The organism is Pseudomonas sp. KH_040 (assembly GCF_057839305.1).
Genome location: NZ_CM174487.1, coordinates 5,152,673 through 5,177,468 on the forward strand (window position 1 = coordinate 5,152,673; position 24,796 = coordinate 5,177,468).

Here is a 24,796-nt window from a genome sequence, read left to right on the forward strand (position 1 = left end):
ATTGGGGCGGATTATGCCTGATGAACCGATCGTTCCCACGCTCTGCGTGGGAACGCCTCTGGGGACGCTCCGCGTCCAGTGACGCGGAGCGTCACGGGCTGCATTCCCACGCAGAGCGTGGGAACGATCCTCAGCCAGCCTGTTCCAGGGCCACACCCGCGCCCATCAGCCCGGAATACGGCGCTGTCACCAGCCACACCGGAATGCCTTTGAAGTAATCGCTCATGCAACCTTTGTCAGCAAAGCTACGGGCGAAACCGCTTTCGAGGAAGAAATCGGCGAAGCGTGGAATCACACCGCCGACGATATACACCCCGCCACGCCCGCCCGTGGTCAGCACGTTGTTGCCGGCGACACGGCCGAGCCAGCAGCAGAACTGCTCGAGCACTTCCAGGGCAATCGGATCACCGGCCAAACCAGCTGCCGTAATCGCTTCCGGCGTGTCGAGTGTCGGCTCATGCCCGTCCACTGCGCAAATCGCGCGATAGACTCGCGGCAGACCACCACCGCTCAACGCGGTTTCCGCGCTGACATGGCCGATCTCGTTAAAGATGTGCTGCCATAGCTGGGTTTCACGCGGACTGCTCAGCGGCAGATCGACGTGCCCCCCCTCGCCCGGCAACGCCGCGAAACGACCTTCACCGAGATCCAGCAAAGTACCGACGCCAAGGCCGGTGCCCGGGCCAATCACCACCGCCGGACGCAACGGCTCCGGCGTGCCCTCGCAGACCACACGAAATTCGCCCGGCTGCAAACGGGTCATGCCCAGCGCCATCGCCGAGAAGTCGTTGACCAGCAACAACTGCTCGACCTGCAAGGTTTTGCAGAACGCGGTGCGGCTCAGGCGCCAGTGATTGTTGGTGAATTTGAACTCATCACCACTGACGGGACCTGCCACCGACAAGCACACCGAACCGATCGAACCCGGCGCCAGACCGAGCCCGCGCAGATAGAGGCTGATCGCCTCTTCCGGGCTGGCGTGGTCGGCCGTGGCCAGCACCTGAACCGATTGCAGTTGCTGGTTTTTCCACAACGCGAACCGCGCGTTGGTGCCTCCGATGTCACCGACCAAAGCCAGTTTCAATTAAGCGTCTCCAGGGCAGAAGTGAAGGCGCTGGCGCCCTGCTCCGCCGAGCTGAAGGCCATGCGCATGAAGCCGAACAGTTCGCGCCCGCTGCCGATGTTGTTGCCCAACAGGCCTTTGGCGGGTTCGCGCGCTGCAAATTCTGCGGCGTCGACCTTGAGTTCCAAAGTGCCTTTGACGCCATCGACGCGGATGATATCGCCCTCTTGCACGCGCGCCAAAGCACCACCGACATAAGCTTCCGGGCTGACGTGAATCGCTGCGGGGATTTTCCCCGAGGCGCCGGACATCCGGCCGTCAGTCACCAGGGCGACTTTGAAGCCGCGATCCTGCAGCACGCCGAGGAACGGCGTCATTTTGTGCAGCTCCGGCATACCGTTGGAACGCGGGCCCTGGAAGCGCATCACCGCGACGAAATCCTTTTCCAGCAGGCCGGCCTTGAACGCGTCGGCCAGATCTTGTTGATCCTGGAACACCATCGCTGGCGCTTCGACGATCTGGTTTTCCAGCGCAACGGCGGACACCTTCATCACACCGCGACCGAGGTTGCCTTCCATCACACGCAGACCACCCTCTGCCGAGAACGCACGGGCGACCGGGCGCAGGATATTTTCGTCGAGACTGTCGACCGGACCTTCGCGCCATACCAGTTCGCCGTTATCGAGGAACGGTTCCTTGGTGTATTTGCTCAGGCCGTGGCCAAGCACGGTGTTGACGTCTTCGTGCAGCAGACCGGCGCCAAGCAGTTCGCGGATCAGGAACGACATGCCGCCCGCTGCCTGGAAGTGGTTGATGTCGGCTTTACCGTTCGGGTAGACGTGGCTCAGGGTCGGCACGACTTCGGAGAGGTCGGCCATGTCCTGCCAGGTCAGTTGAATACCCGCCGCCATGGCAATGGCCGGCATGTGCAGGGTGTGGTTGGTCGAGCCGCCGGTGGCGTGCAGCGCAACAATGGAGTTGACCAGCGACTTCTCGTCGACGATTTCGCCGATCGGCATGAAGTTGCCGTTCTGCTTGGTCAGGCGCGTGACTTGATGCGCGGCTTCGCGGGTCAGCGCATCACGCAGCGGCGTATTCGGGTTGACGAAAGAAGCGCCCGGCAAGTGCAGGCCCATGACTTCCATCAGCAACTGGTTGGTGTTGGCGGTGCCGTAGAAGGTGCAGGTGCCCGGGCTGTGGTAGGACTTCATCTCCGATTCCAGCAGCTCTTCGCGGGTGGCTTTGCCTTCAGCGTACTTCTGCCGCACGTCGGCTTTTTCCTTGTTGGAAATCCCCGAGACCATCGGCCCGCCCGGCACGAAGATCGTCGGCAGGTGACCGAAGCGCAGCGAACCCATCATCAGCCCCGGGACGATTTTGTCGCAGATGCCGAGCATCAGCGCGCCGTCGAACATGTTGTGAGAGAGCGCCACAGCGGTGGACATGGCGATCACTTCGCGGCTCGGCAAGCTCAGTTCCATGCCCGGCTCACCTTGGGTGACGCCGTCGCACATCGCCGGAGTGCCGCCAGCAAACTGGCCGACCGAGCCGATTTCGCGCAAGGCGTTCTTGATCTGTTCCGGGAACACTTCATACGGCTGGTGCGCCGAGAGCATGTCGTTATACGAAGAAACTATGGCGATGTTCGCCGAGTTCATCATCCGCAGGCTGTGCTTGTCTTCGCTGCCGCAACCGGCAACGCCGTGGGCGAAGTTGGCGCATTGCAGCTTGCCGCGCATCGGCCCGTCAGTGGCGGCGCCGCGAATCAGTGCAAGGTAAGCCTGACGCGTGGCGCGGCTGCGGGCGATAAGCCGTTCGGTGACCTCAAGGACGCGGGGATGCATGTGTAGAACTCCAGGCTAACGGATGTGGCGACCTGATTGTCTATGCTGATCAAACGCCGTTGTTGTTGGAATGACAGACGGCTTTTTTGACCATTCGGACCAGTTGATTCAGGTCACTCGTTGTAGATAAAACAAAATATTGCCACTAAAAAGGCTTGTTTTCTATTTTTATGCGAATAATCTTGTAATTCCAACAACAAAACGACGGCGGCGCTGTTCCATGACTCTTCGAATCGCAATCAATGGTTTTGGCCGCATCGGCCGTAATGTCCTGCGCGCACTGTATACCCAAGGCTATCGACAGGATTTGCAGATCGTCGCCATCAACGATCTGGGCGACAGCTCGATCAATGCTCATCTGCTCAAATACGACACCGTTCACGGCACGTTCGACGCTCAGGTCGAGCATGACAACGAAAGTCTGACCGTCAACGGCGACCGCATTGCGGTAAGCGCCATTCGCAACCCGGCCGAGCTGCCATGGGCGGCGGAAAAGATTGATGTGGTGTTCGAATGCACCGGTCTCTTTACCGATCGCGCCAAAGCGGCCGCGCATATTACTGCCGGCGCGCGCAAAGTGATCATCTCGGCCCCGGCCAAAGGTGCCGACGCCACTGTTGTTTATGGTGTGAACCACGACATTTTGCGCCAGTCGCACCAGATCATCTCCAACGCTTCGTGCACCACCAACTGCCTGGCGCCAGTGGCGCAAGTGCTGCACCGCGAACTGGGGATCGAAAGCGGTCTGATGACCACGATTCATGCCTACACCAACGATCAGAACCTCACCGACGTCTATCACACCGACCCATACCGCGCGCGTTCGGCCACGCAGAACATGATCCCGAGCAAGACCGGCGCCGCTGAAGCGGTAGGCCTGGTGCTGCCGGAACTGGCGGGCAAGCTGACCGGCATGGCCGTGCGCGTGCCGGTGATCAATGTGTCGCTGGTAGATTTGACCGTGCAGTTGAAAAAAGAAGCCAGCGCCGAGGAAGTCAACGCGCTGATGAAATCCGCGAGCCAGCACTCGAAGATTCTCGGTTTCAACACCCTGCCGCTGGTATCCAGCGACTTCAACCATAATCCGCTGTCGTCGATATTCGACGCCAACCACACCAAGTCCAGCGGCAAACTGCTGAAGGTGCTGGCCTGGTACGACAACGAGTGGGGCTTCTCCAACCGCATGCTGGATAACTGCCTGGCGCTATGTAACGCCGAGTAAGGTTGTCCTGATCCCCTGTAGGAGCTGCCGAAGGCTGCGATCTTTTGATCTTGTTTGTAAGATCAACATCAAAAGATCGCAGCCTTCGGCAGCTCCTACATTTATCTGCGTCGATCACAAAACAATACTTGACCATTCAACTAGATGATAAGCATTATCATTCGCTTGAAATCGATCAGGTCCTCCCGTGAGTCAATCGCGCTTCAACCACGTCTTCCTCACCCAGCGCACCTCGCTGCTGCGTACGCTGGAACGGATGGTCAACAATCACAGCACCGCTGAAGACCTGCTGCAGGAGACCTACCTGCGCGTGACGCGGGCGTTGAGCGAACGGGCCATCGATCACCTCGAACCTTTTGTCTTCCAGACCGCGCGCAATCTGGCGCTGGATCATTTGCGTGCGCGCAAGATCCATTCGCGAACCATGGTCGATGACGTGCCGCAGGATGTCGTGCACAGCGTCGCCGCCCCCGCCAGCAGCGCCGAAGATGCCGCCCACGCCGAACAGATGCTGGAGCGCCTGAACGTGAGCCTCAGTCAACTCAGTCCCCGTCAGCAGCAGATTTTCATCCTCAGCCGTCTGCACGGGAACAGTTATCAGGAAATCGCCGATGAGCTGAATGTTTCCCTCAGCACCGTGCAGAAAGAACTGAAGCTGATCATGACCATTTGTATCGGCGTCGCCGAACGTCTGAATGGCGACTGAAGTTGTAGGGCTTTTCTGTAAGTGCCAGGATCGCCTGCACGGATCAGTGGGCTTTGTTACCCTTGCCCGACTTTTACGCTTCACTTAAAAAAACAGCCGTGCGCAGACACTGCCGAGGAAACACCGTGACGGACACCCACCGCTCGCCTTCGCCGGATTCGGTGCAGGACGCTGCCAACGCAATGGACCAGGCTCTGGACTGGCTCATCGTGCTCGGCAGTCCGGACGAGGAGCAGACCCGGCAATTTCATGCCTGGCTGGCGGCCGATCCGTTGAATGCCGAAGCGTTCGCCAAGGCCCAGGCGATCTGGGACGGCCCGCAAATCGCCCAGTGCGCGCAAAGCCTGGCGGCCAAACCTGCGAAGGTCACTTTCCTCAAGCGTCTGCGTCCACACTGGAAACCGCTGGCCACCGCCGCCGTGCTGATCCTCGGTTTGTTCAGTTTCAGTAATCTGCCGATGCGTATTCAGGCCGATCATCTGACCGTGGTCGGCGAGCGCCAGCGCCTGCAACTGGAGGACGGTTCGAAAGTCCTGCTCAATACCAATTCGGCATTTTCCAGCACCATCAACGATCAGCAGCGCGTTGCCCGGTTGTTTCAGGGCGAAGCGTTTTTCGAGATCGCCAGCGGCCGCAGTCAACCACTGGAAATCGATGCCGGCCCGGTCCGCGCCAGCGTGCGCGATACCGCATTCGCGGTGCGTTATCTCGATGGCGTGGCGCAGGTCAACGTGCAGCGCGGCGATGTCGATCTACAGGCAACGCATAACGACGCTCGCGTTCGTCTTAAGGCCGGTGAGAGTATTCGTATCGGCCCCAACGGTTTCGACCGCCCGGCCAAACTCGACGTCAACACTGACCTGGCCTGGGTGCAAGGTCGCTTGGTGTTCGAGAACTGCCCGCTGAATCAGGTGCTGGCCGAATTGCGCCGCTACTATCCAGGCTGGATCATCAACACCAACGAGCAATTGGCCGACGTCGCTGTGACCGGCAATTACCGCCTCGATCAGCCACTCGACGTGGTTCGCTCCCTCGCGCACATCACCTCGGCGCAACTAAAAGAATTCCCCGCCGTGGTCATCCTGAACTAAATGAGAATTATTTTTACTCGATAGCCAACGTCAGTACGTCTCGTTATAGCCAATGCAATTGATTCGCAACACGCGAAGCCAATCAGCCCCTATAAAGATTCGTGCGACACGGAGCGCTATCGATGTCCTCACGCCTTACCCACCAGACTTCCTCCCCTTCCCGCGTCTTGTCGCTGCTGACCGCGGCCATTCTGATGGCCGGCACCGCGCCGCTGATGGCTGCCACCGAGCAACCGACGCGCAACATGGGCGATTACTCGTTCGCCATCGGCCAGCAGCCACTGGTGTCGGCGCTCAACGCCTTCACTGCCGTGACCGGTTGGCAGGTCGGCTTGCCGGCAGAACTGGGTCAGGGCGTGTCGTCGCCGGGCGTGCGTGGCTCGTTGTCCCCGGAAAAAGCCCTTGAGCGCCTGTTGGTGGGGACCAACCTGAGCTTCCGCAAAATCAGCAACAACAACGTAGTGCTGGAAAAGCGCAACGCCAGTGGCACGCTCAATCTGGATCAGGTGACCATCAGCGCCACCCGCCAGGAGCAGTCGGTCAACAGCGTACCGGCCACCGTCACCGTGCAGACCCGTCAGGATCTGGACCGCAACAACGTCAACACCATCAAGGATCTGGTGCGTTACGAGCCGGGCGTGTCCGTCGGCGGCGCCGGTCAGCGTGGCGGTATCAGCGGCTATAACATTCGCGGTATCGATGGCGACCGCATCCTGACCCAGGTTGACGGCGTCGAAGTCCCGGACGGTTTCTTCAACGGTCCGTACGCCAAGACTCAGCGCAATTACGTTGACCCGGAAATCGTCAAACGCGTGGAAATCCTCCGGGGCCCGGCCTCGGTGCTGTACGGCAGCAACGCCATCGGCGGCGCCGTCAGCTATTACACCCTTGATGCCGACGACATCATCAAGCCAGGCAAAGACGTCGGCGCCCGTCTGAAAAGCGGTTACAGCTCGGCCGATGACAGTTGGCTGAAGTCCGCTACCGTTGCCGGCCGCGCCGACCAGTTCGACGGTTTGCTGCACTACAGCCAGCGCGACGGGCACGAGACCGATTCCTACGGCAGCAACAATGGCACCGGCCTTGAGCGCACCGCTGCCAACCCGGAAGACGTCAACGCCTACAACGTATTGGCCAAGATCGGCTGGAACTACAACGAAGATTCGCGTCTGGGTCTGACCTACGAAAAGTACAAGGACGATCGCGACACCGATCAGAAAAGCGCTTACGGCGGCCCGTACTTCAACGGCGCCCCGACCATCCCCGACAGCGTGCTGCCCGGCGGCATGTATCAGTGGCGCACCGGTAACGACACGATCACCCGTGAGCGTTTCGGCATCGAGCACTCGTTCGCCCTCGACAGCCTGCTGGTCGATAACGTGAAGTGGAGCCTCAACCACCAGATCGCCAAAACCGACCAGAGCACCACTGAGTTCTACTACCCGATCACCCGTAAAGTGCTGCGTACTCGCGACACCATTTACGAAGAGAAACAGTGGGTGTTCGACGCGCAGCTGGACAAGGCGTTCGCCCTCGGCGCCACCGATCACGTGCTGACTTACGGCACCACCATCAAGCAACAGAAAGTCACCGGCTCGCGCAGCGGCAACGGCACTTGCCTGGCCGTCGGTCGTGGCTGCACCGCCATCGGCGCGACCAGTACCGCGGACGTGTTGGCCAAAGCCACCGACTTCCCGGACCCGACCATCAACACCTACAGCGTGTTCGCTCAGGATCAGATCAGCTGGAACAACTGGACCTTCCTGCCGGGCCTGCGCTACGACTACACCCAGCTCAAGCCGCACATCACCCAGGAATTCCTCAACACCGTGGCGGCTGACGGCCAAGGCACGGTCAGCGACAAGAACAAGACCTGGCACAAAGTTTCGCCGAAATTCGGCCTGACCTACGCCCTGACCGAAAACTACACCTGGTACGGTCAATACGCCGAAGGCTTCCGCACCCCGACCGCGAAAGCCCTGTACGGCCGCTTCGAAAACACCACCACTGGTTACAGCGTGGCGCCGAATCCCGACCTGGAACCGGAAAAAAGCAAAAGCTATGAAACCGGACTGCGCGGCAATTTCGAACAAGGTTCGTTCGACGTAGCGGTGTTCTACAACAAGTACCGCGATTTCATTAACGAAGACGCCGTGACCCCGGGCCGCAACGAACTGACCTTCCAGTCGGCCAACATCAAGCACGCCACCATCAAGGGTGCGGAAGTCAAAGGTCGTCTGAATCTGGATGCGTTTGGCGCGCCGCAAGGCCTCTACACCCAAGGCTCGATTGCCTACGCCTACGGTCGCAACAACGACAACGGCGAGCCGATCAACAGCGTCAACCCGCTGACTGGCGTGTTCGGTCTGGGTTACGACCAGGACAACTACGGCGGCCTGCTGAGCTGGACCGTGGTGAAGAAAAAGGATCGCGTCGACGACAGCAACTTCAAGTCGCCCGATGGCGTCAGCAGCCAGTTCAAAACCCCGGGCTTCGGCATTCTTGATCTGGCCGGTTATTACAAAGTCACCGACGACGTCACCGTCAGCGGCGGCATCTACAACCTGACCGACAAGAAATACTGGCTGTGGGATGACGTGCGCGGTTACGACAGCGTCGGCGAAGCGTCGGTGACGCAACCGGCCAACCTCGATCGCCTGACCCAACCGGGTCGCAACTTCGCGATCAATCTGATCTGGGACATCTGATCCGGTCGACCTCACTGCGCGTGTTCAGGCACCGCGCAGTGAGGTTTTTTTACGCTTGCACGTCGCCTTGTTCGTCTCGTTATCAAGCGCCTCTTTTATCAAGGACATGTCATGAGCACATCGGAAAAAGCCCTGCGTTCACAACGCCTGAACCAGATCACCCACGAGCCGCACAGCAAGCTCGACGCCCTGGTCAAAGCCCACGCGCCGTTCGAGACCCGCGCCAATTTCGCCCGTTTCGTCGTCGCGCAGTACCTGTTCCAGTCGGAACTGGTCGACCTGTACAACAACGCTGAACTGACCGCCATCGTGCCTGATCTGCCGGCCCGCTGCCGCGCCGAAGCGGCCAAGGCTGACCTCGCGGACCTGGAAACCGAAGTACCGGCCCCGGTAGCAGGCGCGGTGAAAAACCCGAGCAAGGCTCGTGCTCTGGGCTGGATCTTTGTTTCCGAAGGTTCGAAGCTCGGTGCGGCATTCCTGATCAAACGCGCGGTGGCGCTGGAGCTGAGCGAAACCTTCGGTGCCCGTCACCTCGGCGAGCCTGAAGGTGGCCGTGCCGAAGGCTGGAAAAGCTTCGTGCGCACCCTCGATTCGCTGCAGTTCAGTGCTGAAGAAGAGGCTGAAGTGGAGCAAGGTGCGATCGACGCGTTCAACCGTTTCACCGTGCTGCTGGAACAGGCTTACGCCACCGAAGCTGAACCTGCCTGACACAACACACATCCCCCTGTAGGAGCTGCCAAAGGCTGCGATCTTTTGATCTTGAAAACAACATCAAAAGATCGCAGCCTTCGGCAGCTCCTACAGGGGAACTGCGTAAGCCTGTAAGATCTCCATTCCGCTTCAGAAGCCACCGCGTAGCCCATGCCGCAACCCGCCTCCACGAAACTCGCCCGCGTGCTGTTCGGCCTCTTGGCTTACGTCAGCCTTGGCATTGGCCTGATCGCCATCGTCGTGCCCGGCCTGCCGACCACCGAGTTCATCCTTCTTGCCGCCTGGGCCGCGACCCGCAGCTCGCCGCGCCTGAGTGCCTGGCTGGAAAACCATCGCTTGTTCGGACCGATCCTCAGCAATTGGCGCAACGGCAAGATCATCGCGCGCAAGGCCAAAGTCAGCGCGACATTGAGCATGTTGCTTTGCGCGACGTTAATGCTGGTGATGCTCGATCACGGCTGGCCGGTCTATCTGGCGATTGCCGGGATGAGCCTGGGCAATCTGTGGATCTGGTCGCGTCCGGAATCGATTCCCGCGTGAACCCGCCCCCGTATCCACACTGAAACATCCCTGTAATTAATCGCTTTTTCAGCACTTTCTCCTGCGCAAACGTTTAGCGCTGACCGTCCGTCGGCACGCGCCTCATGCCCTCTGCTTCCACGCCGATGAGCATTGCATGGCGCTGAATGGATTTGGCGAACCGGATAGTTCATATCCGCCTGCCACCCGTTTATTCATTCGCGAGATCGCCCCATGTTCGACTCTCTGTCCATTCGCCTGAAAATCGTTCTGCTCTCCGGTCTGTGCCTGCTCGGTGTGGTTGCGCTGATCGTCGGCATGAACATCTACCAGACCAACCAGAACGACCAACTGGTCAGTGACTCGAGCAATAAATTGCTCACCGCCAGCGTGCAGAATCTGTTGCAAGCCAAAGCCGCCGAGCAAGCCGTGCGGGTGCAGAAGACCTTCGGCGAAAGCCTGACGGTGATCACTGCCCTGGCTGACCAGATCAAGGACATGCGCGTCATGGCCGCCAAGCGTTCGCTGGACGCCGGTGCCTTGCGCGAAGAGTTGAACCTGAGCCTGAAAACCGCTTTTGAGCGCAACGACAAAGTGCTGGGCATCTGGCTCGCTTTCGAACCGAACGCTCTCGACGGCAAGGACAGCGAGTTCGCCAACGATGCTGCGCGCCAGTCCAACGAAGCCGGACGTTTTGCCACGTACTGGAGCCGCGCCGCTGGCGCCTCGCTGAACACCATCATGGTCGAAGAAGACCTGACCAAAACCACCCTCAGCGTCAGCGGCACGCCGTACAACAGCTGGTACACCTGCCCTCGCGATGCCAAGCGCACCTGCCTGCTCGACCCGTATGCCGACACCGTCGGTGGCAAGGAAATGCTCATGACGACCATTTCCGTGCCGTTGATCGTCGACGGCAAGGCCATCGGCGTGGTCGGTGTCGACATCGCCCTTGATGCCCTGCAAGCAGCGGCCGTGGATTCCCAGCGCAACCTGTTCAACAACGCCGGGCACATGCTGATTGTTTCCGGCAGCGGCGTGCTCGGTGCTGACAGTTCCGACGCGAGCAAGGTCGGCAAAAAGATCAGCGACACTCTCGGCGCCGATGGCAAGGACGTACTGCAACTGCTGAGCTCAGGCACACCGAAGATTCTCGAACAGGGCGATCTGATTCGCGCCGTATACCCGGTCGATCCGATCGGTAACTCACGCGCCTGGGGCGTAGTCATCGACCTGCCAAAACAAGTGCTGCTGGCCGATTCGGTCAAGCTGCAAGCGGTACTCGACGATGCTCAGGAAACCGGCGTGATCACCGCGCTGCTGGTCGCCGTGGTTGCCGGTCTGGTCGGCCTGTTGCTGATCTGGCTGACTGCGTCCGGCGTTACTCGCCCGATCAATAGCGTTGCCGAGATGCTGAAGAACATTGCCAGCGGCGAAGGTGATCTGACCCAACGGCTGAACTACAGCAAAAAGGATGAACTGGGCGAACTGGTGAACTGGTTCAACCGTTTCCTCGACAAGCTGCAACCGACCATCGCGCAGATCAAACAGAGCATCACCGAGGCGCGCGGCACCGCCGACCAGTCTTCGGAAATCGCCCGCCAGACCAGCGAAGGCATGCAGGTGCAGTTCCGCGAGATCGATCAGGTCGCCACCGCGTCCAACGAAATGAGCGCCACCGCCCACGACGTCGCCAACAGCGCATCCAACGCTGCCAATGCGGCGAAAGGTGCCGATCAGTCGGCCAAGGACGGCATGTCGATCATCGAGCGCAGCACTCGCGATATCAATCAACTGGCCGAAGAAGTCAGCAAAGCGGTGACCGAAGTTGAAGCGCTGGCAGTCAACAGCGAGCAGATCGGCTCGGTGCTGGAAGTGATCCGCAGTATCGCCGAACAGACCAATTTGCTGGCGCTCAACGCGGCGATTGAAGCGGCCCGCGCCGGTGAGAGCGGCCGTGGTTTTGCCGTGGTTGCCGACGAAGTACGCAACCTCGCCAAGCGCACGCAGGACTCGGTGGAAGAGATTCGCATCGTCATCGAGAAGATTCAGACAGGCACCCGTGGCGTGGTCGCGACCATGCATTCGAGCCAGACTCAGGCACACAACAACGCCGGGCAGATTCGTCAGGCGGTGGATGCGCTGGGCAAGATCAGTGATGCGGTGACGGTGATCAGCGACATGAACCTGCAGATTGCCAGCGCGGCCGAACAGCAGAGTGCGGTCGCCGAAGAGGTCAATCGCAACGTTTCGGCGATTCGTACCGTGACTGAAACCCTGACCGAGCAGGCTACTGAGTCGGCGGCGATCAGCAGCCAGCTCAATGCCCTGGCGAGTCAACAGATGAAATTGATGGATCAGTTTCGCGTCTGAGCCCGCCACTCAATCCACCACAAAACCTTGTGGGAGCTGGCTTGCCAGCGATGGCGGCACATCAGTCAGTACATTGTTGACTGACACTCCGCTATCGCTGGCAAGCCAGCTCCCACAGGGTCAAGTGGCAACCCTGCAATCGGGGATTTCATCTGACACGGGATTGTTTTGCACTATCATCGCCCTCTCGCTCCGGAGGGCCTTCGATGACTGATTTACTCACGTCCATTCAAGCCGCACTCGGTTTGCCTCGCACACCGATTCCTTTCACCGAGCAAGGCGCCCTGCCCTCGGCGTTCGCCGTCACGGAGCTTGCCTGCGCCAGCATCGCTGCTGCCGGTCAGGCCGTCAGCGAGTTGATCCAGCAGCAGTCAGGTCATTTGCCGGCCGTTGCAGTCGACCGTCGATTGGCCTCGTTCTGGTTCTCCAGCTCGCTGCGACCAATCGGCTGGCAGGTGCCACCGCTGTGGGACCCGATCGCCGGCGACTACGCGACCCGCGACGGCTGGATCCGCCTGCACACCAACGCTCCACATCACCGCGCCGCCGCTGAACGTGTGCTCGGCGCCTGCGCCGACCGTGATGCAATTGCGGCGAAAGTCGCGCAATGGACGAGTACGGATCTGGAACAAGCGGTGGTCGAGGCCCAGGGCTGCGCCGCCGAAATGCGCAGTTGGGCGCAATGGCAGAAGCATCCGCAGGGGCTCGCGGTGAATGCCGAGCCGCTGGTGCATTTCCTTGATTCGCAGGATGAACAGCACCAAGCGTGGCAAGGCTCGGTGGCGCAACCGTTGGCCGGGATCAGGGTGCTGGATCTGACACGCGTGCTCGCCGGCCCCACCGCCAGCCGTTTTCTCGCTGGCCTTGGTGCCAACGTGTTGCGCATCGATTCCCCGACCTGGAATGAGCCTGGTGTCGTTCCGGAAATGACCCTCGGCAAACACTGCGCGCGGCTGAACTTGCTGGATCCGGCGGATCGCGCGGTGTTCGAAGGCTTGTTGAAAGACGCCGATATTTTGCTGCACGGTTACCGCGCCGACGCTTTGGACAATCTCGGTTTCGGCGTTGAGCGCCGTCGCCATCTGGCACCGGGCCTGATCGATGTCGCCCTCAACGCCTACGGCTGGAACGGCCCGTGGCAGAACCGCCGGGGCTTCGACAGTTTGGTGCAGATGAGCAGCGGCATCGCCGAGGCCGGCCAGCGCTGGCTGCAGGCTGAGAAACCGACGCCGTTGCCGGTGCAGGCGCTGGATCATGCAACGGGGTATTTGATGGCGGCGAGTGCGCTTCGACTGTTGACCGAGCATTTGAACACGGGTCGCGGTGGCTCGGCGCGGTTGTCGCTGGCGCGGACGGCGAAGTTGTTGATCGAGCATGGGCCGGGGACGACACAAGCGTTGCGCGTCGAGGACGAACAGGATCAAAGCACGTCGATAGAGCAGACCCCGTGGGGACCGGCGCATCGTTTGCAGGTGCCGGTGAAGATCAGCGGCACGCCGATTCAGTGGGCGTTGCCGGCTACAGAGCTGGGTTCTCATCACCCACAGTGGAATTAAAAGCCCCTCACCCTAACCCTCTCCCAGAGGGAGAGGGGACCGATCGGGTGATATTGAAGAGATTCACCGACTTGAACGATTGATTCGGAATCCATAATCGACTTGGTCTTGCAGGTCGATGGACAGCGCCAGATACCTCGGTCGGCCCCCTCTCCCTCCGAGAGAGGGGCTGATTCGGGGATACTGAAGACACTCACCGACTTGAACGATCGGCGCTGAATCCATAATCGACTCGGTCTTTCAGGTCGATGTAAAACGCAAGACACCTCGGTCGGCCCCCTCTCCCTCCGGGAGAGGGGCTGATTCGGGGATACTGAAGACATTCACCGACTTGAACGATCGGCGCTGAATCCATAATCGACTCGGTCTTTCAGGTCGATGTAAAACGCAAGACACCTCGGTCGGCCCCCTCTCCCTCCGGGAGAGGGGCTGATTCGGGGATACTGAAGACATTCACCGACTTGAACGATCGGCGCTGAATCCATAATCGACTCGGTCTTTCAGGTCGATGGAAAACGCAAGACACCTCGGTCGGCCCCCTCTCCCTCCGGGAGAGGGGCTGATTCGGGGATACTGAAGACATTCACCGACTTGAACGATCGGCGCTGAATCCATAATCGACTCGGTCTTTCAGGTCGATGTACAACGCAAGACACCTCGGTCGGCCCCTCTCCCTCCGGGAGAGGGGCTGATTCGGGGATACTGAAGACATTCACCGACTTGAACGATCGGCGCTGAATCCATAATCGACTCGGTCTTTCAGGTCGATGTACAACGCAAGACACCTCGGTCGGCCCCTCTCCCTCCGGGAGAGGGGCTGATTCGGGGATACTGAAGACATTCACCGACTTGAACGATCGGCGCTGAATCCATAATCGACTCGGTCTTGCAGGTCGATGTAAAACGCAAGACACCTCGGTCGGCCCCCTCTCCCTCCGGGAGAGGGCTGGGGTGAGGGCTGCAATTTCAGGCCGAGCGATGATGTATCAATCTGCCCGGCTCAAAGACGTCCACAACAACTGCGCCGCATACCCTCGATAAGGCCGCCACGCCTCAGCGCGCAACGACAATTCCCGCGCTGTCGGCCGCTTGCCTTCCAGCACTTCCAGCGCCCGCAGCAACCCGACATCACCATGGGGAAACCCATCCATATCCCGCAACTGCCGCAACGCGATGTACTGCGCCGTCCACTCGCCAATCCCGTGCAGCGCCAACAACCGCGCCACGCCACCCTCGCGATTCGGCTCAAACAACAAGGGTTCATCCAGCAACGTCTGCGCCACGCTCGACAACGTGCGCCCACGACTTTTCGGCATGCCCAACGCTGCCAGATCTGCCGCCGCCATTACGTGCGCCTCGGGAAATACATGGGTCAATCCGGGCACGGTGGAATCCAGCGGCGCGCCATATTGCGCAACCAGTTTCCCCGCCAGACGAATCGCCGCCACCACCGTAATCTGCTGCCCAAGCACCGCGCGAAACGCCAACTCCAATCCATCCCACGCACCGGGAATGCGCAACCCCGGACGCTCGACAATCAACCGCGCCAGCAACGGATCATTCGCCAGATGCCCTTGCCTCAGCGCCAGATCCGCATCCAGATCAAACATCCGCCGCAACCTGACAACGATCTCGGGCACGGCTGCCGGATCAGGAAAGTCCAGCTCGACCTCCAGCGCATCCGCCGTCCCTAGCCAGACCGAAACCGTGCCGTGAACACCGTTTAACCCGATGCTGCGCGAATACACGCCATCGCCCACGGCCTCCATCCCGACCACCGCCCGCGCCGCGAGAAACCCCAACATCGCCTCCCAGTCATACGGCGGTGCATAGGCAAGCGACAACCTCACAACGACAACACACCGCTGTACAACCCATACGCTGCCAACCCCGCGCCGATGACCACGCAGGTAAAAATGCCCCTCTCGACATGGGTGAACAACGGCTCGCCCGCCTCATGCTTGGCCTTGGCAAACAGGATCACCCCCGGCGCATACAGCAACGCCGACAACAGCAAATACTTCACCCCGCCGGCATACAACAACCACACCGCATAACCGAGGGCGATGCCACCGATCAGCAGATCCTTGGTGCGCTCAGCCGAGGCGTGTTCGTAAGTTTCGCCGCGCCCGCTGAGCAGCACCGCGTACGCCGCCGACCACAGGTACGGCACCAGAATCATCGACGAGGCCAGATAAATCAGGCTGGTGTAAGTGCCCGCCGAGAACAGCGTGATCAACAGGAAAATCTGGATCATCGCGTTGGTCAGCCACAACGCGTTGACCGGCACATGGTTCTTGTTTTCCTTTTTCAGGAACGCCGGCATGGTCTTGTCCTTGGCCGTGGCGAAGAGGATTTCCGCGCACAGCAAGGCCCAGGACAGCAACGCACCGAGCAGGGAAATCGCCAGACCGATGCTGATCAACAGCGCGCCCCACGGCCCGACGATGTGCTCGAGCACCGCCGCCAGCGACGGGTTCTGCAGATTCGCCAGTTCCGGCTGACTCATGATCCCCAGCGACAGCACGTTGACCAGCACCAGCAGCGCCAGCACACCGATAAAACCGATCACCGTGGCGCGGCCGACGTCGCTGCGTTTCTCCGCCCGCGCCGAGTACACACTGGCGCCTTCGATGCCGATGAACACAAACACCGTGACCAGCATCATGTTGCGCACCTGATCCATCACCCCACCGAAATTCGGGTTGCTGGTGCCCCAGATGTCGCGGGTAAAAATGTCAGCCTTGAATGCGATGGCGGCGATGACGATGAACATGATCAGCGGTACGACTTTGGCCACCGTGGTCAATTGATTGATCAGCGCCGCCTCCTTGATCCCGCGCATCACCAGAAAATGCACGGCCCACAGCAGCACCGATGCACAGCCGATGGCGATCGGCGTATTGCCTTGGCCGAACACCGGAAAGAAGTAACCGAGGGTGCTGAACAGCAGGACGAAATAGCCGACATTGCCCAGCCACGCACTGATCCAGTAACCCCACGCGGACGAGAAACCCATGTAGTCGCCAAACCCGGCCTTGGCGTAGGCGTACACGCCGGAATCCAGCTCGGGTTTGCGATTGGCCAACGTCTGGAACACGAACGCCAGGGTCAGCATGCCGATCGCCGTGATGCCCCAACCGATCAGGATCGCCCCGGCATCGGCGCGTGCCGCCATGTTCTGCGGCAGCGAGAAAATCCCCCCGCCAATCATCGAACCCACCACCAGGGCGATCAACGCGCCTAATCGCAGCTTTTGCGTCGGTTGCGACATTTCAGTTTCCCTTTGAAGTGTGGTGAGCGTGCATTTGTAACAACTATTAACTAAACGGATAAAGGTAGATGACGTTTATCAGGTAACGCCAATTAACGCCTGTTTATATATAGCCGATGACGCTAACGCCTAGCACGTTAAGACAGTTTTGTGCGCTGATCCTGATAAATCAATTCTGTACTGAAAACAGACGCTGAAAATTTGCCAAAAGCTGAAAAAGAACTAGCGTGATAATTCGAAAGTAATAATAGCCATTCCCAACAATGTAGCCACAACGCCTCTAGGACGGGCCTTGCGGGCAGAGTATTTATGCCTTCAGTCGAAGCCTAAGTCATTCATTAACAATGGAATGTGACCATGCACTGATCTAAGTCAGCTGTTTGAACAGACAACAGAACTACGCTGTGATCTCTTCTCTCCTGCAATGGAGTCATGCAATGTCTGAAGCTCCCGGAAAACTACGACTAGGTGCACTGGTTGCATTGGTAGTCGGCTCAATGATCGGTGGCGGGATATTTTCTTTGCCACAAAACATGGCCGCCAGCGCCGACGTCGGTGCAGTACTGATCGGTTGGGCCATCACCGCTGTCGGCATGCTCACCCTCGCTTTTGTCTTTCAAACCCTCGCCAATCGCAAGCCTGACCTGGACGGCGGTGTCTACGCCTACGCCAAGGCCGGATTCGGCGATTACATGGGTTTCTCGTCCGCCTGGGGTTACTGGATCAGCGCCTGGCTGGGCAACGTCGGTTACTTCGTTCTGCTGTTCAGCACCCTCGGTTATTTCTTCCCGATTTTCGGTGAAGGCAACACCGTTGCTGCGGTAATCGGCGCCTCGGTTTTACTGTGGGCCGTGCACTTTCTGGTGCTGCGCGGGATCAAGGAAGCGGCGTTTATCAACCTGGTGACCACGGTCGCCAAGGTCGTACCGCTGCTGCTGTTCGTGTTGATCGCGGTGTTCGCCTTCAAACTGGACATCTTCACCGCCGACATCTGGGGCATCAAAAACCCGGATCTGGGCAGTGTGATGAACCAGGTGCGCAACATGATGCTGGTCACCGTCTGGGTGTTCATCGGCATCGAGGGTGCGAGCATCTTCTCGGCCCGTGCGGAAAAACGCTCGGACGTCGGCAAAGCCACCGTGATCGGTTTCATCACCGTGCTGCTGTTTCTGGTGCTGGTCAACGTGCTGTCGCTGGGCATCATGACCCAACCGGAACTGGCGAAACTGCAGAACCCGTCGATGGCCGCCGTGCTCGAGCATGTGGTCGGTCACTGGGGCGCGGTGCTGATCAGCGTCGGCCTGATCATCTCGCTGCTGGGTGCGCTGCTGTCGTGGGTGCTGCTGTGTGCGGAGATCATGTTCGCCGCTGCCAAAGACCACACCATGCCGGAGTTCCTGCGCAAGGAAAACGCCAACCACGTGCCGGTCAACGCCCTGTGGCTGACCAACGCGATGGTGCAGATTTTCCTGATCATCACGCTGTTCTCGGCCAGTACTTATCTGTCGCTGATCTACCTCGCCACTTCGATGATCCTGGTGCCATACCTGTGGTCGGCGGCTTACGCCCTGCTGCTGGCGGTGCGCGGCGAGAGCTACGAAGGCTTCGCGGCCGAGCGACGCAAGGATCTGATTATCGGCGGCATCGCGCTGATCTACGCGGTGTGGCTGCTGTATGCCGGCGGGGTCAAGTACTTGCTGCTCTCGGCCCTGCTCTACGCACCTGGCGCGATCCTGTTCGCCAAAGCCAAGCTGGAACTCAAACAACCGATTTTCACTAACGTCGAGAAGCTGATTTTCGCCGCAGTGGTCGTGGGTGCCCTGGTGGCTGCCTACGGTCTCTACGACGGCTTCCTGACTCTGTAATCCCTGATTGATTTGTTATCTGGAGGATCTGAAATGACCACGGAAAAAGTTAAGTACGGCGTCCATTCCGAAGCCGGCAAACTGCGCAAAGTCATGGTGTGCTCCCCAGGTCTGGCCCATCAGCGGCTGACCCCGAACAACTGCGATGAACTGCTGTTCGACGACGTGCTCTGGGTGGCTCAGGCCAAGCGCGACCACTTCGACTTCGTCACCAAGATGCGCGAGCGCGGCATCGACGTGCTGGAAATGCACAACCTGCTGACCGACATCGTCGCCATCCCGGAAGCGCTGGACTGGATTCTCGAGCGCAAGGTCACCGCCGATTCGGTAGGCCTGGGCCTGATCAGCGAAGTGAAGTCCTGGCTGAAAAGCCTCGAGCCACGGCACATCGCCGAATTCCTGATTGGCGGCGTGTCCGCCGATGATCTGCCGGACAGTTTCGGCGGCAAGACCATCCAGATGTTCCGCGACTTCCTCGGCCACTCCAGCTTCATTCTGCCGCCGCTGCCGAACACTCAGTTCACCCGCGACACCACTTGCTGGATCTATGGTGGCGTGACGCTGAACCCGATGTACTGGCCAGCACGTCGTCAGGAAACCCTGCTGACCACCGCCATCTACAAATTCCACCCGCAGTTCACCAACGCCGAATTCGAGATCTGGTACGGCGACCCGGACAAGGACCACGGCAGCTCCACCCTCGAGGGCGGCGACGTCATGCCAATCGGCAACGGCGTGGTGTTGATCGGCATGGGCGAGCGCTCATCGCGTCAGGCCATCGGCCAACTGGCGCTGAACCTGTTCAAAAACAAAGCCGTGGAAAAAGTCATCGTTGCCGGCCTGCCGAAGTCCCGCGCGGCGATGCACCTGGATACCGTGTTCAGTTTCTGCGACCGTGACCTGGTGACGATTTTCCCGGAAGTGGTGAATCAGATCGTCGCCTTCACCCTGCGCCCTGACGAAAGCAAACAGGGCGGCATCGACATCCGCCGCGAAGAAGGCACTTTCCTCGACACCGTGGCCAAAGCCCTCAATTTGCCGAAGTTGCGCGTGGTGGAAACCGGCGGCAACAGCTTCGCCGCCGAACGCGAGCAATGGGACGACGGCAACAACGTGGTGGCCGTGGAACCGGGCGTGGTCATCGGCTACGACCGCAACACCTACACCAACACCCTGCTGCGCAAGGCCGGCGTGGAAGTCATCACCATCAGCGCCGGTGAACTGGGCCGAGGCCGTGGCGGCGGCCACTGCATGACCTGCCCGATCGTGCGTGACCCAATCGATTACTAAACGACCATCTCCCCGGCCGCACCCATCCCGTAGCGGCCGGGCCGATTACCGAATCCAAGGAGAATCATCATGGCGTTCAACATTCACAACCGTAACCTGCTCAGCCTGGAACACCACACCCCACGTGAGCTGCGTTACCTGCTCGACCTGTCCCGCGATCTCAAACGCGCGAAGTACACCGGTACCGAGCAGCAACACCTGAAGGGCAACAACATCGCCCTGATCTTCGAAAAAACCTCGACCCGCACCCGTTGCGCGTTCGAAGTGGCGGCCTATGACCAAGGCGCCAACGTCACCTACATCGACCCGAACTCTTCGCAGATCGGCCACAAAGAAAGCATGAAAGACACCGCCCGCGTACTCGGGCGCATGTACGACGCCATCGAATACCGTGGCTTCAAACAGGAAATCGTCGAAGAGCTGGCAAAATTCGCCGGTGTGCCGGTGTTCAACGGCCTGACCGATGAATATCACCCGACGCAAATGATCGCCGACGTGCTGACCATGCGTGAACACGCCGACAAACCAATCCATGAAATCAGCTACGCCTACTTGGGCGACGCGCGCAACAACATGGGCAACTCGCTGCTGCTGGTCGGCGCCAAACTCGGCATGGACGTGCGCATCTGCGCGCCGAAAGCGCTGTGGCCGCATGACGATCTGGTCGAGCGCTGCAACAAATACGCGGAAGAAAGCGGTGCGCGCATCACCCTGACCGAAGACCCGAAAGCCGCCGTCAAAGGTGTCGACTTCATCCATACCGACGTTTGGGTATCGATGGGCGAGCCGGTTGAGGCCTGGGCTGAACGTATCCAGCAACTGCTGCCGTATCAGGTCAACAAAGAGCTGATGAAAGCCACCGGCAACCCACGCACCAAGTTCATGCACTGCCTGCCGGCGTTCCACAACAGCGATACCAAGGTCGGCAAACAGATTGCCGAGCAGTATCCGCACTTGGCCAACGGCATCGAAGTGACCGACGACGTGTTCGAGTCCCCAGCCTGCATCGCCTTCGAGCAAGCGGAAAACCGCATGCACACGATCAAGGCGATTCTGGTCTCGACCCTGGCTGATCTGTAACCACTGCTGATCCATGATCGTTCCCACGCTCCCGCGTGGGAATGCATCCCGTGACGCTCTGCGTCACAGTGGACGCGGAGCGTCCGTGGCGGCATTGCCACGCAGAGCGTGGGAACGATCAACACGAAAAGGACATGCATTATGCGTATCGTCGTAGCGCTGGGCGGTAACGCCCTGCTCCGCCGTGGTGAACCGATGACCGCTGACAATCAGCGCGCCAACATCCGCATCGCCACCGAGCAAATCGCCAAGATCCATCCCGGCAACCAACTGGTTATCGCCCACGGCAATGGCCCGCAAGTCGGCCTGCTGTCGTTGCAAGCGGCGGCCTACACCTCCGTCAGCCCTTACCCGCTGGACGTGCTCGGTGCCGAAACCGAAGGCATGATCGGCTACATCATCGAACAGGAACTGGGCAACCTGCTCGATTTCGAAGTGCCGTTTGCCACCCTGTTGACCCAGGTTGAAGTCGACGCCAACGACCCCGCGTTCAAGAACCCGACCAAGCCGATCGGCCCGGTCTACGACAAGGCCGAAGCGGAAAAACTCGCCGCCGACAAAGGCTGGGCAATTGCCCCGGACGGCGACAAATTCCGTCGTGTGGTGGCCAGTCCACGACCAAAACGCATCTTCGAAATCCGCCCGATCAAGTGGTTGCTGGACAAGGGCAGCATCGTGATTTGCGCCGGTGGCGGCGGGATTCCGACCATGTATGACGAGAACCGTAATCTCAAGGGTATTGAGGCGGTGATCGACAAGGACCTGTGCTCGTCGCTGCTCGCCGAACAACTGGAAGCCGACCTGCTGGTGATCGCCACGGACGTCAACGCGGCGTTCATCGATTACGGCAAGCCGACGCAGAAAGCCATTGCCGAAGCGCACCCGGATGAACTCGAACGCCTCGGTTTCGCCGCCGGCTCGATGGGGCCCAAGGTGCAGGCAGCCTGCGAATTCGCGCGCCATACTGGCAAGGTCGCGGTGATCGGTTCGCTGGCGGATATCGAAGCCATCGTTCAGGGCACTGCCGGTACTCGCGTGACCACGGCGAAGCCGGGCATCACTTACCGATAATCAGAAACTCCGGGGGCAGACCGAGGGTCTGCCCTTCTCCCATGCCTTGAAAGGAGAAACCCATGGCCCAGTTTGAACCCGGTCATCTGCACATTGAGCGGCATGCGTTGACGCCGGATGACGTCAGTTACAACGTGCACCTCGACTATGAAGTGTTCACCGATCCGCAAAAAGGCAAAGGCATCCAGTTCACGATGCATGGCAACCTTCAGGGCAAGGACATGAAAGAGACCTTCTTCCTGCCCAAAGAGGAGGCCTACAACTTTGCCAACAACGTGACGAAAATCGCCGAGAAGTACGGCATTCCCAAGACTCACAGTCAGATCGGTTCGGTGCACAAGCATTACGACATGATGTTTGAAGACATCCGCAAGCAACTTGATATGAAATCCGGGGATCCGGTCAATCTTGAGCATTTCGAGTAACCCGCAAAAGCCCCTCACCCTAGCCCTCTCCCAAAGGGAGAGGGGACTGATTGGGGAATGCTTCAGAGTTACACCGACCTGAACTTGCTTTACCGAATCCATAATCGACTGGTTCTTTCAGGTCGATGTCAAACCTCAGACACCTCGGTCAGTCCCCCTCTCCCCCTGGGAGAGGGCTGGGGTGAGGGTGCTTTTGCTTTCACCTCTCTCCAAGCCCAAGGCATACTTGCCACCCTCCGCTCTGCAGATCACTGAACCGCCCCATGCGTATCCACGTCAGTTTCATCGACCGCGTCGGCATCACCCAGGAAGTCCTGGCTATCCTCGGTGGGCGCAATCTCAATCTGGATGCGGTGGAGATGATCCCGCCGAACGTCTACATCGACGCGCCAACGTTGAGCCCGCAAGTGCTCGAAGAGCTGAAAGATGCTTTGTTTCGCGTGCTCGGCGTCGAGGCGGTAACCGTGGTCGACATCCTCCCTGGCCAGCGTCGGCACTTGCAGCTCGACGCGTTGCTGGCGGCAATGACCGATCCGGTGCTGGCGCTCGACAGCGCCGGCAAGGTGCTGCTGGCCAACCCGGCGTTGATCGCGTTGTACGGTCGCGAACCGGCCGGTGAGAGTGTTGCAGAACTGTTCAATGATCCCGCGCTGCTCGACACCTTGCTCGAACACGGCTTCCGTTTGCCGCTGCGCGAAATCACCGTCAACGGTCAGACCTTGTTGCTCGATGCCACGCCGATCACCGACGCTGGCGCCCTGCTGACCTTGTATCAACCGAACCGCATCGGCGAACAACTCTCGGCCTTGCACCACGACCATGCCGAAGGTTTCGATGCATTGCTCGGAGAATCCCCGGCAATCCGCACCCTCAAGGCCCGCGCTCAAAGAGTCGCCGCCCTCGACGCACCGCTGTTGATTCAAGGCGAAACCGGCACCGGCAAAGAACTGGTCGCCCGTGCCTGCCACGCGATCAGTGCGCGGCACAGCGCTCCTTTTCTGGCGTTGAACTGCGCAGCGCTGCCGGAGAACCTCGCCGAAAGCGAACTGTTCGGCTACGCCCCCGGCGCCTTCACCGGAGCAGCGCGCGGCGGCAAGCCGGGGCTGATGGAACTGGCCAACCAGGGCACGGTGTTTCTCGATGAGATCGGCGAGATGTCGCCGTACTTGCAGGCCAAGCTGCTGCGTTTCTTGAACGATGGCAGCTTCCGCCGCGTGGGCGGTGATCGCGAAGTGAAGGTCAACGTGCGCATCCTCAGCGCGACCCACCGCGATCTGGAGAAAATGGTCAGCGAAGGCTTGTTCCGCGAAGACCTGTTCTACCGCCTCAACGTGCTCAACGTTGAAGTGCCGCCGCTGCGCGAGCGCGGCCAGGATATTTTGCTATTGGCCCGCTATTTCATGCAGCAGGCTTGTGCGCAGATTCAGCGCCCGGTCTGCCGCCTCGCCCCGGGGACTTACCCGGCCCTGCTCGGCAATCGCTGGCCGGGCAACGTGCGGCAATTGCAGAACGTGATCTTCCGCGCGGCGGCGATTTGCGAGAGTAGCCTGGTGGATATTGGCGACCTCGACATTGCCGGTACCTCGGTGGCGCGGCAAACCGACAGCGATGTCGACAGCCTCGAACAAGCGGTCGAGTCGTTCGAAAAAACGCTGCTGGAAAAACTCTACGTCAGCTACCCCTCGACCCGGCAACTGGCCAGCCGCCTGCAAACTTCGCACACGGCCATCGCCCATCGCCTGCGCAAGTACGGCATTCCCAACAAACCCTGAAAGCACCACAAATTCCCTTGTAGGAGCTGCCGGAGGCTGCGATCTTTTGACTTTGGATGTGTATTGCCCGGATCAAGATCGCAGCCTTCGGCAGCTCCTACAGTCCGGGTTTCCAATTCAAAAAATCAGGGTTCCCAGTTTAAAAACGACCTCCAACTGTACTGAAAGCGCTACAGCGGAACGATATCGCTACACCCTCCTCCGATCACCGCTGTGCAAGGCTTTG

17 protein-coding genes and 2 pseudogenes are annotated in these 24,796 nt (G+C 59.8%); 15 read left to right on the plus strand and 4 right to left on the minus strand.

The annotated features are described in order from the left end of the window. Positions 1-130 precede the first annotated feature (130 nt). The gene (locus AC3IUF_RS22965; RefSeq protein WP_463543568.1) at positions 131-1,084 is read right to left on the minus strand and encodes a glucokinase; all 954 of its coding nucleotides are present in this window, start codon (positions 1,082-1,084) and stop codon (positions 131-133) included. Then, positions 1,081-2,907: a phosphogluconate dehydratase gene (edd, locus tag AC3IUF_RS22970; protein ID WP_095112266.1), complete on the minus strand. Its 1,827-nt coding sequence runs from the start codon at positions 2,905-2,907 to the stop codon at positions 1,081-1,083. The genes AC3IUF_RS22965 and edd overlap by 4 nt, the downstream gene beginning before the upstream one ends. A gap of 220 nt (positions 2,908-3,127) precedes the next feature. On the opposite strand from edd, the gene gap reads away from it, so the two are divergent. The 9 genes and pseudogenes from gap to AC3IUF_RS23015 all read left to right on the plus strand — a co-directional run bounded on the left by gap (position 3,128) and on the right by AC3IUF_RS23015 (position 13,793). Beyond that, positions 3,128-4,129 (plus strand): type I glyceraldehyde-3-phosphate dehydrogenase, encoded by a 1,002-nt coding sequence (gap, locus tag AC3IUF_RS22975; protein ID WP_007917884.1) that lies wholly within the window; start codon positions 3,128-3,130, stop codon positions 4,127-4,129. A gap of 187 nt (positions 4,130-4,316) precedes the next feature. Continuing rightward, entirely contained in the window at positions 4,317-4,835 is a 519-nt protein-coding gene (locus AC3IUF_RS22980; protein ID WP_007917886.1) for an RNA polymerase sigma factor, read from the plus strand. Positions 4,836-4,960: 125 nt separating this feature from the next. Beyond that, positions 4,961-5,926 carry a FecR family protein gene (locus tag AC3IUF_RS22985; protein WP_007917894.1) on the plus strand — a complete coding sequence of 322 codons (966 nt, stop codon included), beginning with the start codon at positions 4,961-4,963 and terminating at the stop codon, positions 5,924-5,926. Between the two features lie 122 nt (positions 5,927-6,048). Further along, positions 6,049-8,634 (plus strand): TonB-dependent receptor, encoded by a 2,586-nt coding sequence (locus tag AC3IUF_RS22990; RefSeq protein ID WP_489279388.1) that lies wholly within the window; start codon positions 6,049-6,051, stop codon positions 8,632-8,634. Between the two features lie 111 nt (positions 8,635-8,745). Continuing rightward, positions 8,746-9,342, plus strand: coding sequence for a biliverdin-producing heme oxygenase (locus AC3IUF_RS22995; RefSeq protein WP_095112268.1), 597 nt, complete (start codon positions 8,746-8,748; stop codon positions 9,340-9,342). 153 nt (positions 9,343-9,495) lie between these two features. Then, complete coding sequence (locus AC3IUF_RS23000; RefSeq protein WP_463543572.1) at positions 9,496-9,885, plus strand: YbaN family protein; 390 nt, start codon at positions 9,496-9,498, stop codon at positions 9,883-9,885. A 486-nt stretch (positions 9,886-10,371) separates the two neighbouring features. Beyond that, positions 10,372-11,379: pseudogene (locus AC3IUF_RS23005) on the plus strand (methyl-accepting chemotaxis protein); the annotation flags it as partial. Between the two features lie 327 nt (positions 11,380-11,706). Continuing rightward, positions 11,707-12,237: pseudogene (locus AC3IUF_RS23010) on the plus strand (methyl-accepting chemotaxis protein); the annotation flags it as partial. A gap of 206 nt (positions 12,238-12,443) precedes the next feature. Then, the gene (locus AC3IUF_RS23015) at positions 12,444-13,793 is read left to right on the plus strand and encodes a CoA transferase (RefSeq protein ID WP_489279390.1); all 1,350 of its coding nucleotides are present in this window, start codon (positions 12,444-12,446) and stop codon (positions 13,791-13,793) included. Between the two features lie 986 nt (positions 13,794-14,779). Here the strand turns inward: AC3IUF_RS23015 and AC3IUF_RS23020 are convergent. Together AC3IUF_RS23020 and arcD (AC3IUF_RS23025) are read right to left on the minus strand one after the other, a co-directional pair. After that, positions 14,780-15,643 (minus strand): DNA-3-methyladenine glycosylase family protein, encoded by an 864-nt coding sequence (locus AC3IUF_RS23020; protein ID WP_489279392.1) that lies wholly within the window; start codon positions 15,641-15,643, stop codon positions 14,780-14,782. After that, positions 15,640-17,067 carry an arginine-ornithine antiporter gene (gene arcD / locus AC3IUF_RS23025; RefSeq protein ID WP_489279393.1) on the minus strand — a complete coding sequence of 476 codons (1,428 nt, stop codon included), beginning with the start codon at positions 17,065-17,067 and terminating at the stop codon, positions 15,640-15,642. The genes AC3IUF_RS23020 and arcD (AC3IUF_RS23025) overlap by 4 nt, the downstream gene beginning before the upstream one ends. A gap of 437 nt (positions 17,068-17,504) precedes the next feature. Here arcD (AC3IUF_RS23025) and arcD (AC3IUF_RS23030) point away from each other — a divergent pair, with 437 nt between their 5' ends. The 6 genes from arcD (AC3IUF_RS23030) (at position 17,505) to AC3IUF_RS23055 (ending at position 24,570) form a co-directional block, all read left to right on the plus strand. After that, positions 17,505-18,932, plus strand: a complete 1,428-nt coding sequence (gene arcD / locus AC3IUF_RS23030) for an arginine-ornithine antiporter (RefSeq protein WP_007908042.1) — start codon at positions 17,505-17,507, stop codon at positions 18,930-18,932. 33 nt (positions 18,933-18,965) lie between these two features. Continuing rightward, positions 18,966-20,222, plus strand: coding sequence for an arginine deiminase (gene arcA / locus AC3IUF_RS23035; protein ID WP_007908043.1), 1,257 nt, complete (start codon positions 18,966-18,968; stop codon positions 20,220-20,222). A gap of 69 nt (positions 20,223-20,291) precedes the next feature. Continuing rightward, on the plus strand, positions 20,292-21,302 hold the full coding sequence (locus tag AC3IUF_RS23040) for an ornithine carbamoyltransferase (protein ID WP_007950113.1): 1,011 nt from the start codon (positions 20,292-20,294) through the stop codon (positions 21,300-21,302). Positions 21,303-21,443: 141 nt separating this feature from the next. After that, entirely contained in the window at positions 21,444-22,373 is a 930-nt protein-coding gene (gene arcC, locus AC3IUF_RS23045; protein ID WP_489279395.1) for a carbamate kinase, read from the plus strand. A gap of 62 nt (positions 22,374-22,435) precedes the next feature. Further along, positions 22,436-22,798 carry a DUF5064 family protein gene (locus AC3IUF_RS23050; protein WP_007908047.1) on the plus strand — a complete coding sequence of 121 codons (363 nt, stop codon included), beginning with the start codon at positions 22,436-22,438 and terminating at the stop codon, positions 22,796-22,798. Between the two features lie 263 nt (positions 22,799-23,061). Further along, entirely contained in the window at positions 23,062-24,570 is a 1,509-nt protein-coding gene (locus AC3IUF_RS23055) for a sigma-54-dependent transcriptional regulator (protein WP_095112274.1), read from the plus strand. Positions 24,571-24,796: the final 226 nt, after the last annotated feature.

Bases quoted from the DNA above. Each gene is read 5' to 3' on its own strand.
- edd (WP_095112266.1), bottom strand. From the start codon at position 2,907: ATGCATCCCCGCGTCCTTGAGGTCACCGAACGGCTTATCGCCCGCAGC.
- gap (WP_007917884.1), top strand. From the start codon at position 3,128: ATGACTCTTCGAATCGCAATCAATGGTTTTGGCCGCATCGGCCGTAAT.
- AC3IUF_RS22990 (WP_489279388.1), top strand. From the start codon at position 6,049: ATGTCCTCACGCCTTACCCACCAGACTTCCTCCCCTTCCCGCGTCTTG.
- AC3IUF_RS22995 (WP_095112268.1), top strand. From the start codon at position 8,746: ATGAGCACATCGGAAAAAGCCCTGCGTTCACAACGCCTGAACCAGATC.
- AC3IUF_RS23000 (WP_463543572.1), top strand. From the start codon at position 9,496: ATGCCGCAACCCGCCTCCACGAAACTCGCCCGCGTGCTGTTCGGCCTC.
- AC3IUF_RS23015 (WP_489279390.1), top strand. From the start codon at position 12,444: ATGACTGATTTACTCACGTCCATTCAAGCCGCACTCGGTTTGCCTCGC.
- arcD (WP_489279393.1), bottom strand. From the start codon at position 17,067: ATGTCGCAACCGACGCAAAAGCTGCGATTAGGCGCGTTGATCGCCCTG.
- arcD (WP_007908042.1), top strand. From the start codon at position 17,505: ATGTCTGAAGCTCCCGGAAAACTACGACTAGGTGCACTGGTTGCATTG.
- arcA (WP_007908043.1), top strand. From the start codon at position 18,966: ATGACCACGGAAAAAGTTAAGTACGGCGTCCATTCCGAAGCCGGCAAA.
- AC3IUF_RS23040 (WP_007950113.1), top strand. From the start codon at position 20,292: ATGGCGTTCAACATTCACAACCGTAACCTGCTCAGCCTGGAACACCAC.
- arcC (WP_489279395.1), top strand. From the start codon at position 21,444: ATGCGTATCGTCGTAGCGCTGGGCGGTAACGCCCTGCTCCGCCGTGGT.
- AC3IUF_RS23050 (WP_007908047.1), top strand. From the start codon at position 22,436: ATGGCCCAGTTTGAACCCGGTCATCTGCACATTGAGCGGCATGCGTTG.
- AC3IUF_RS23055 (WP_095112274.1), top strand. From the start codon at position 23,062: ATGCGTATCCACGTCAGTTTCATCGACCGCGTCGGCATCACCCAGGAA.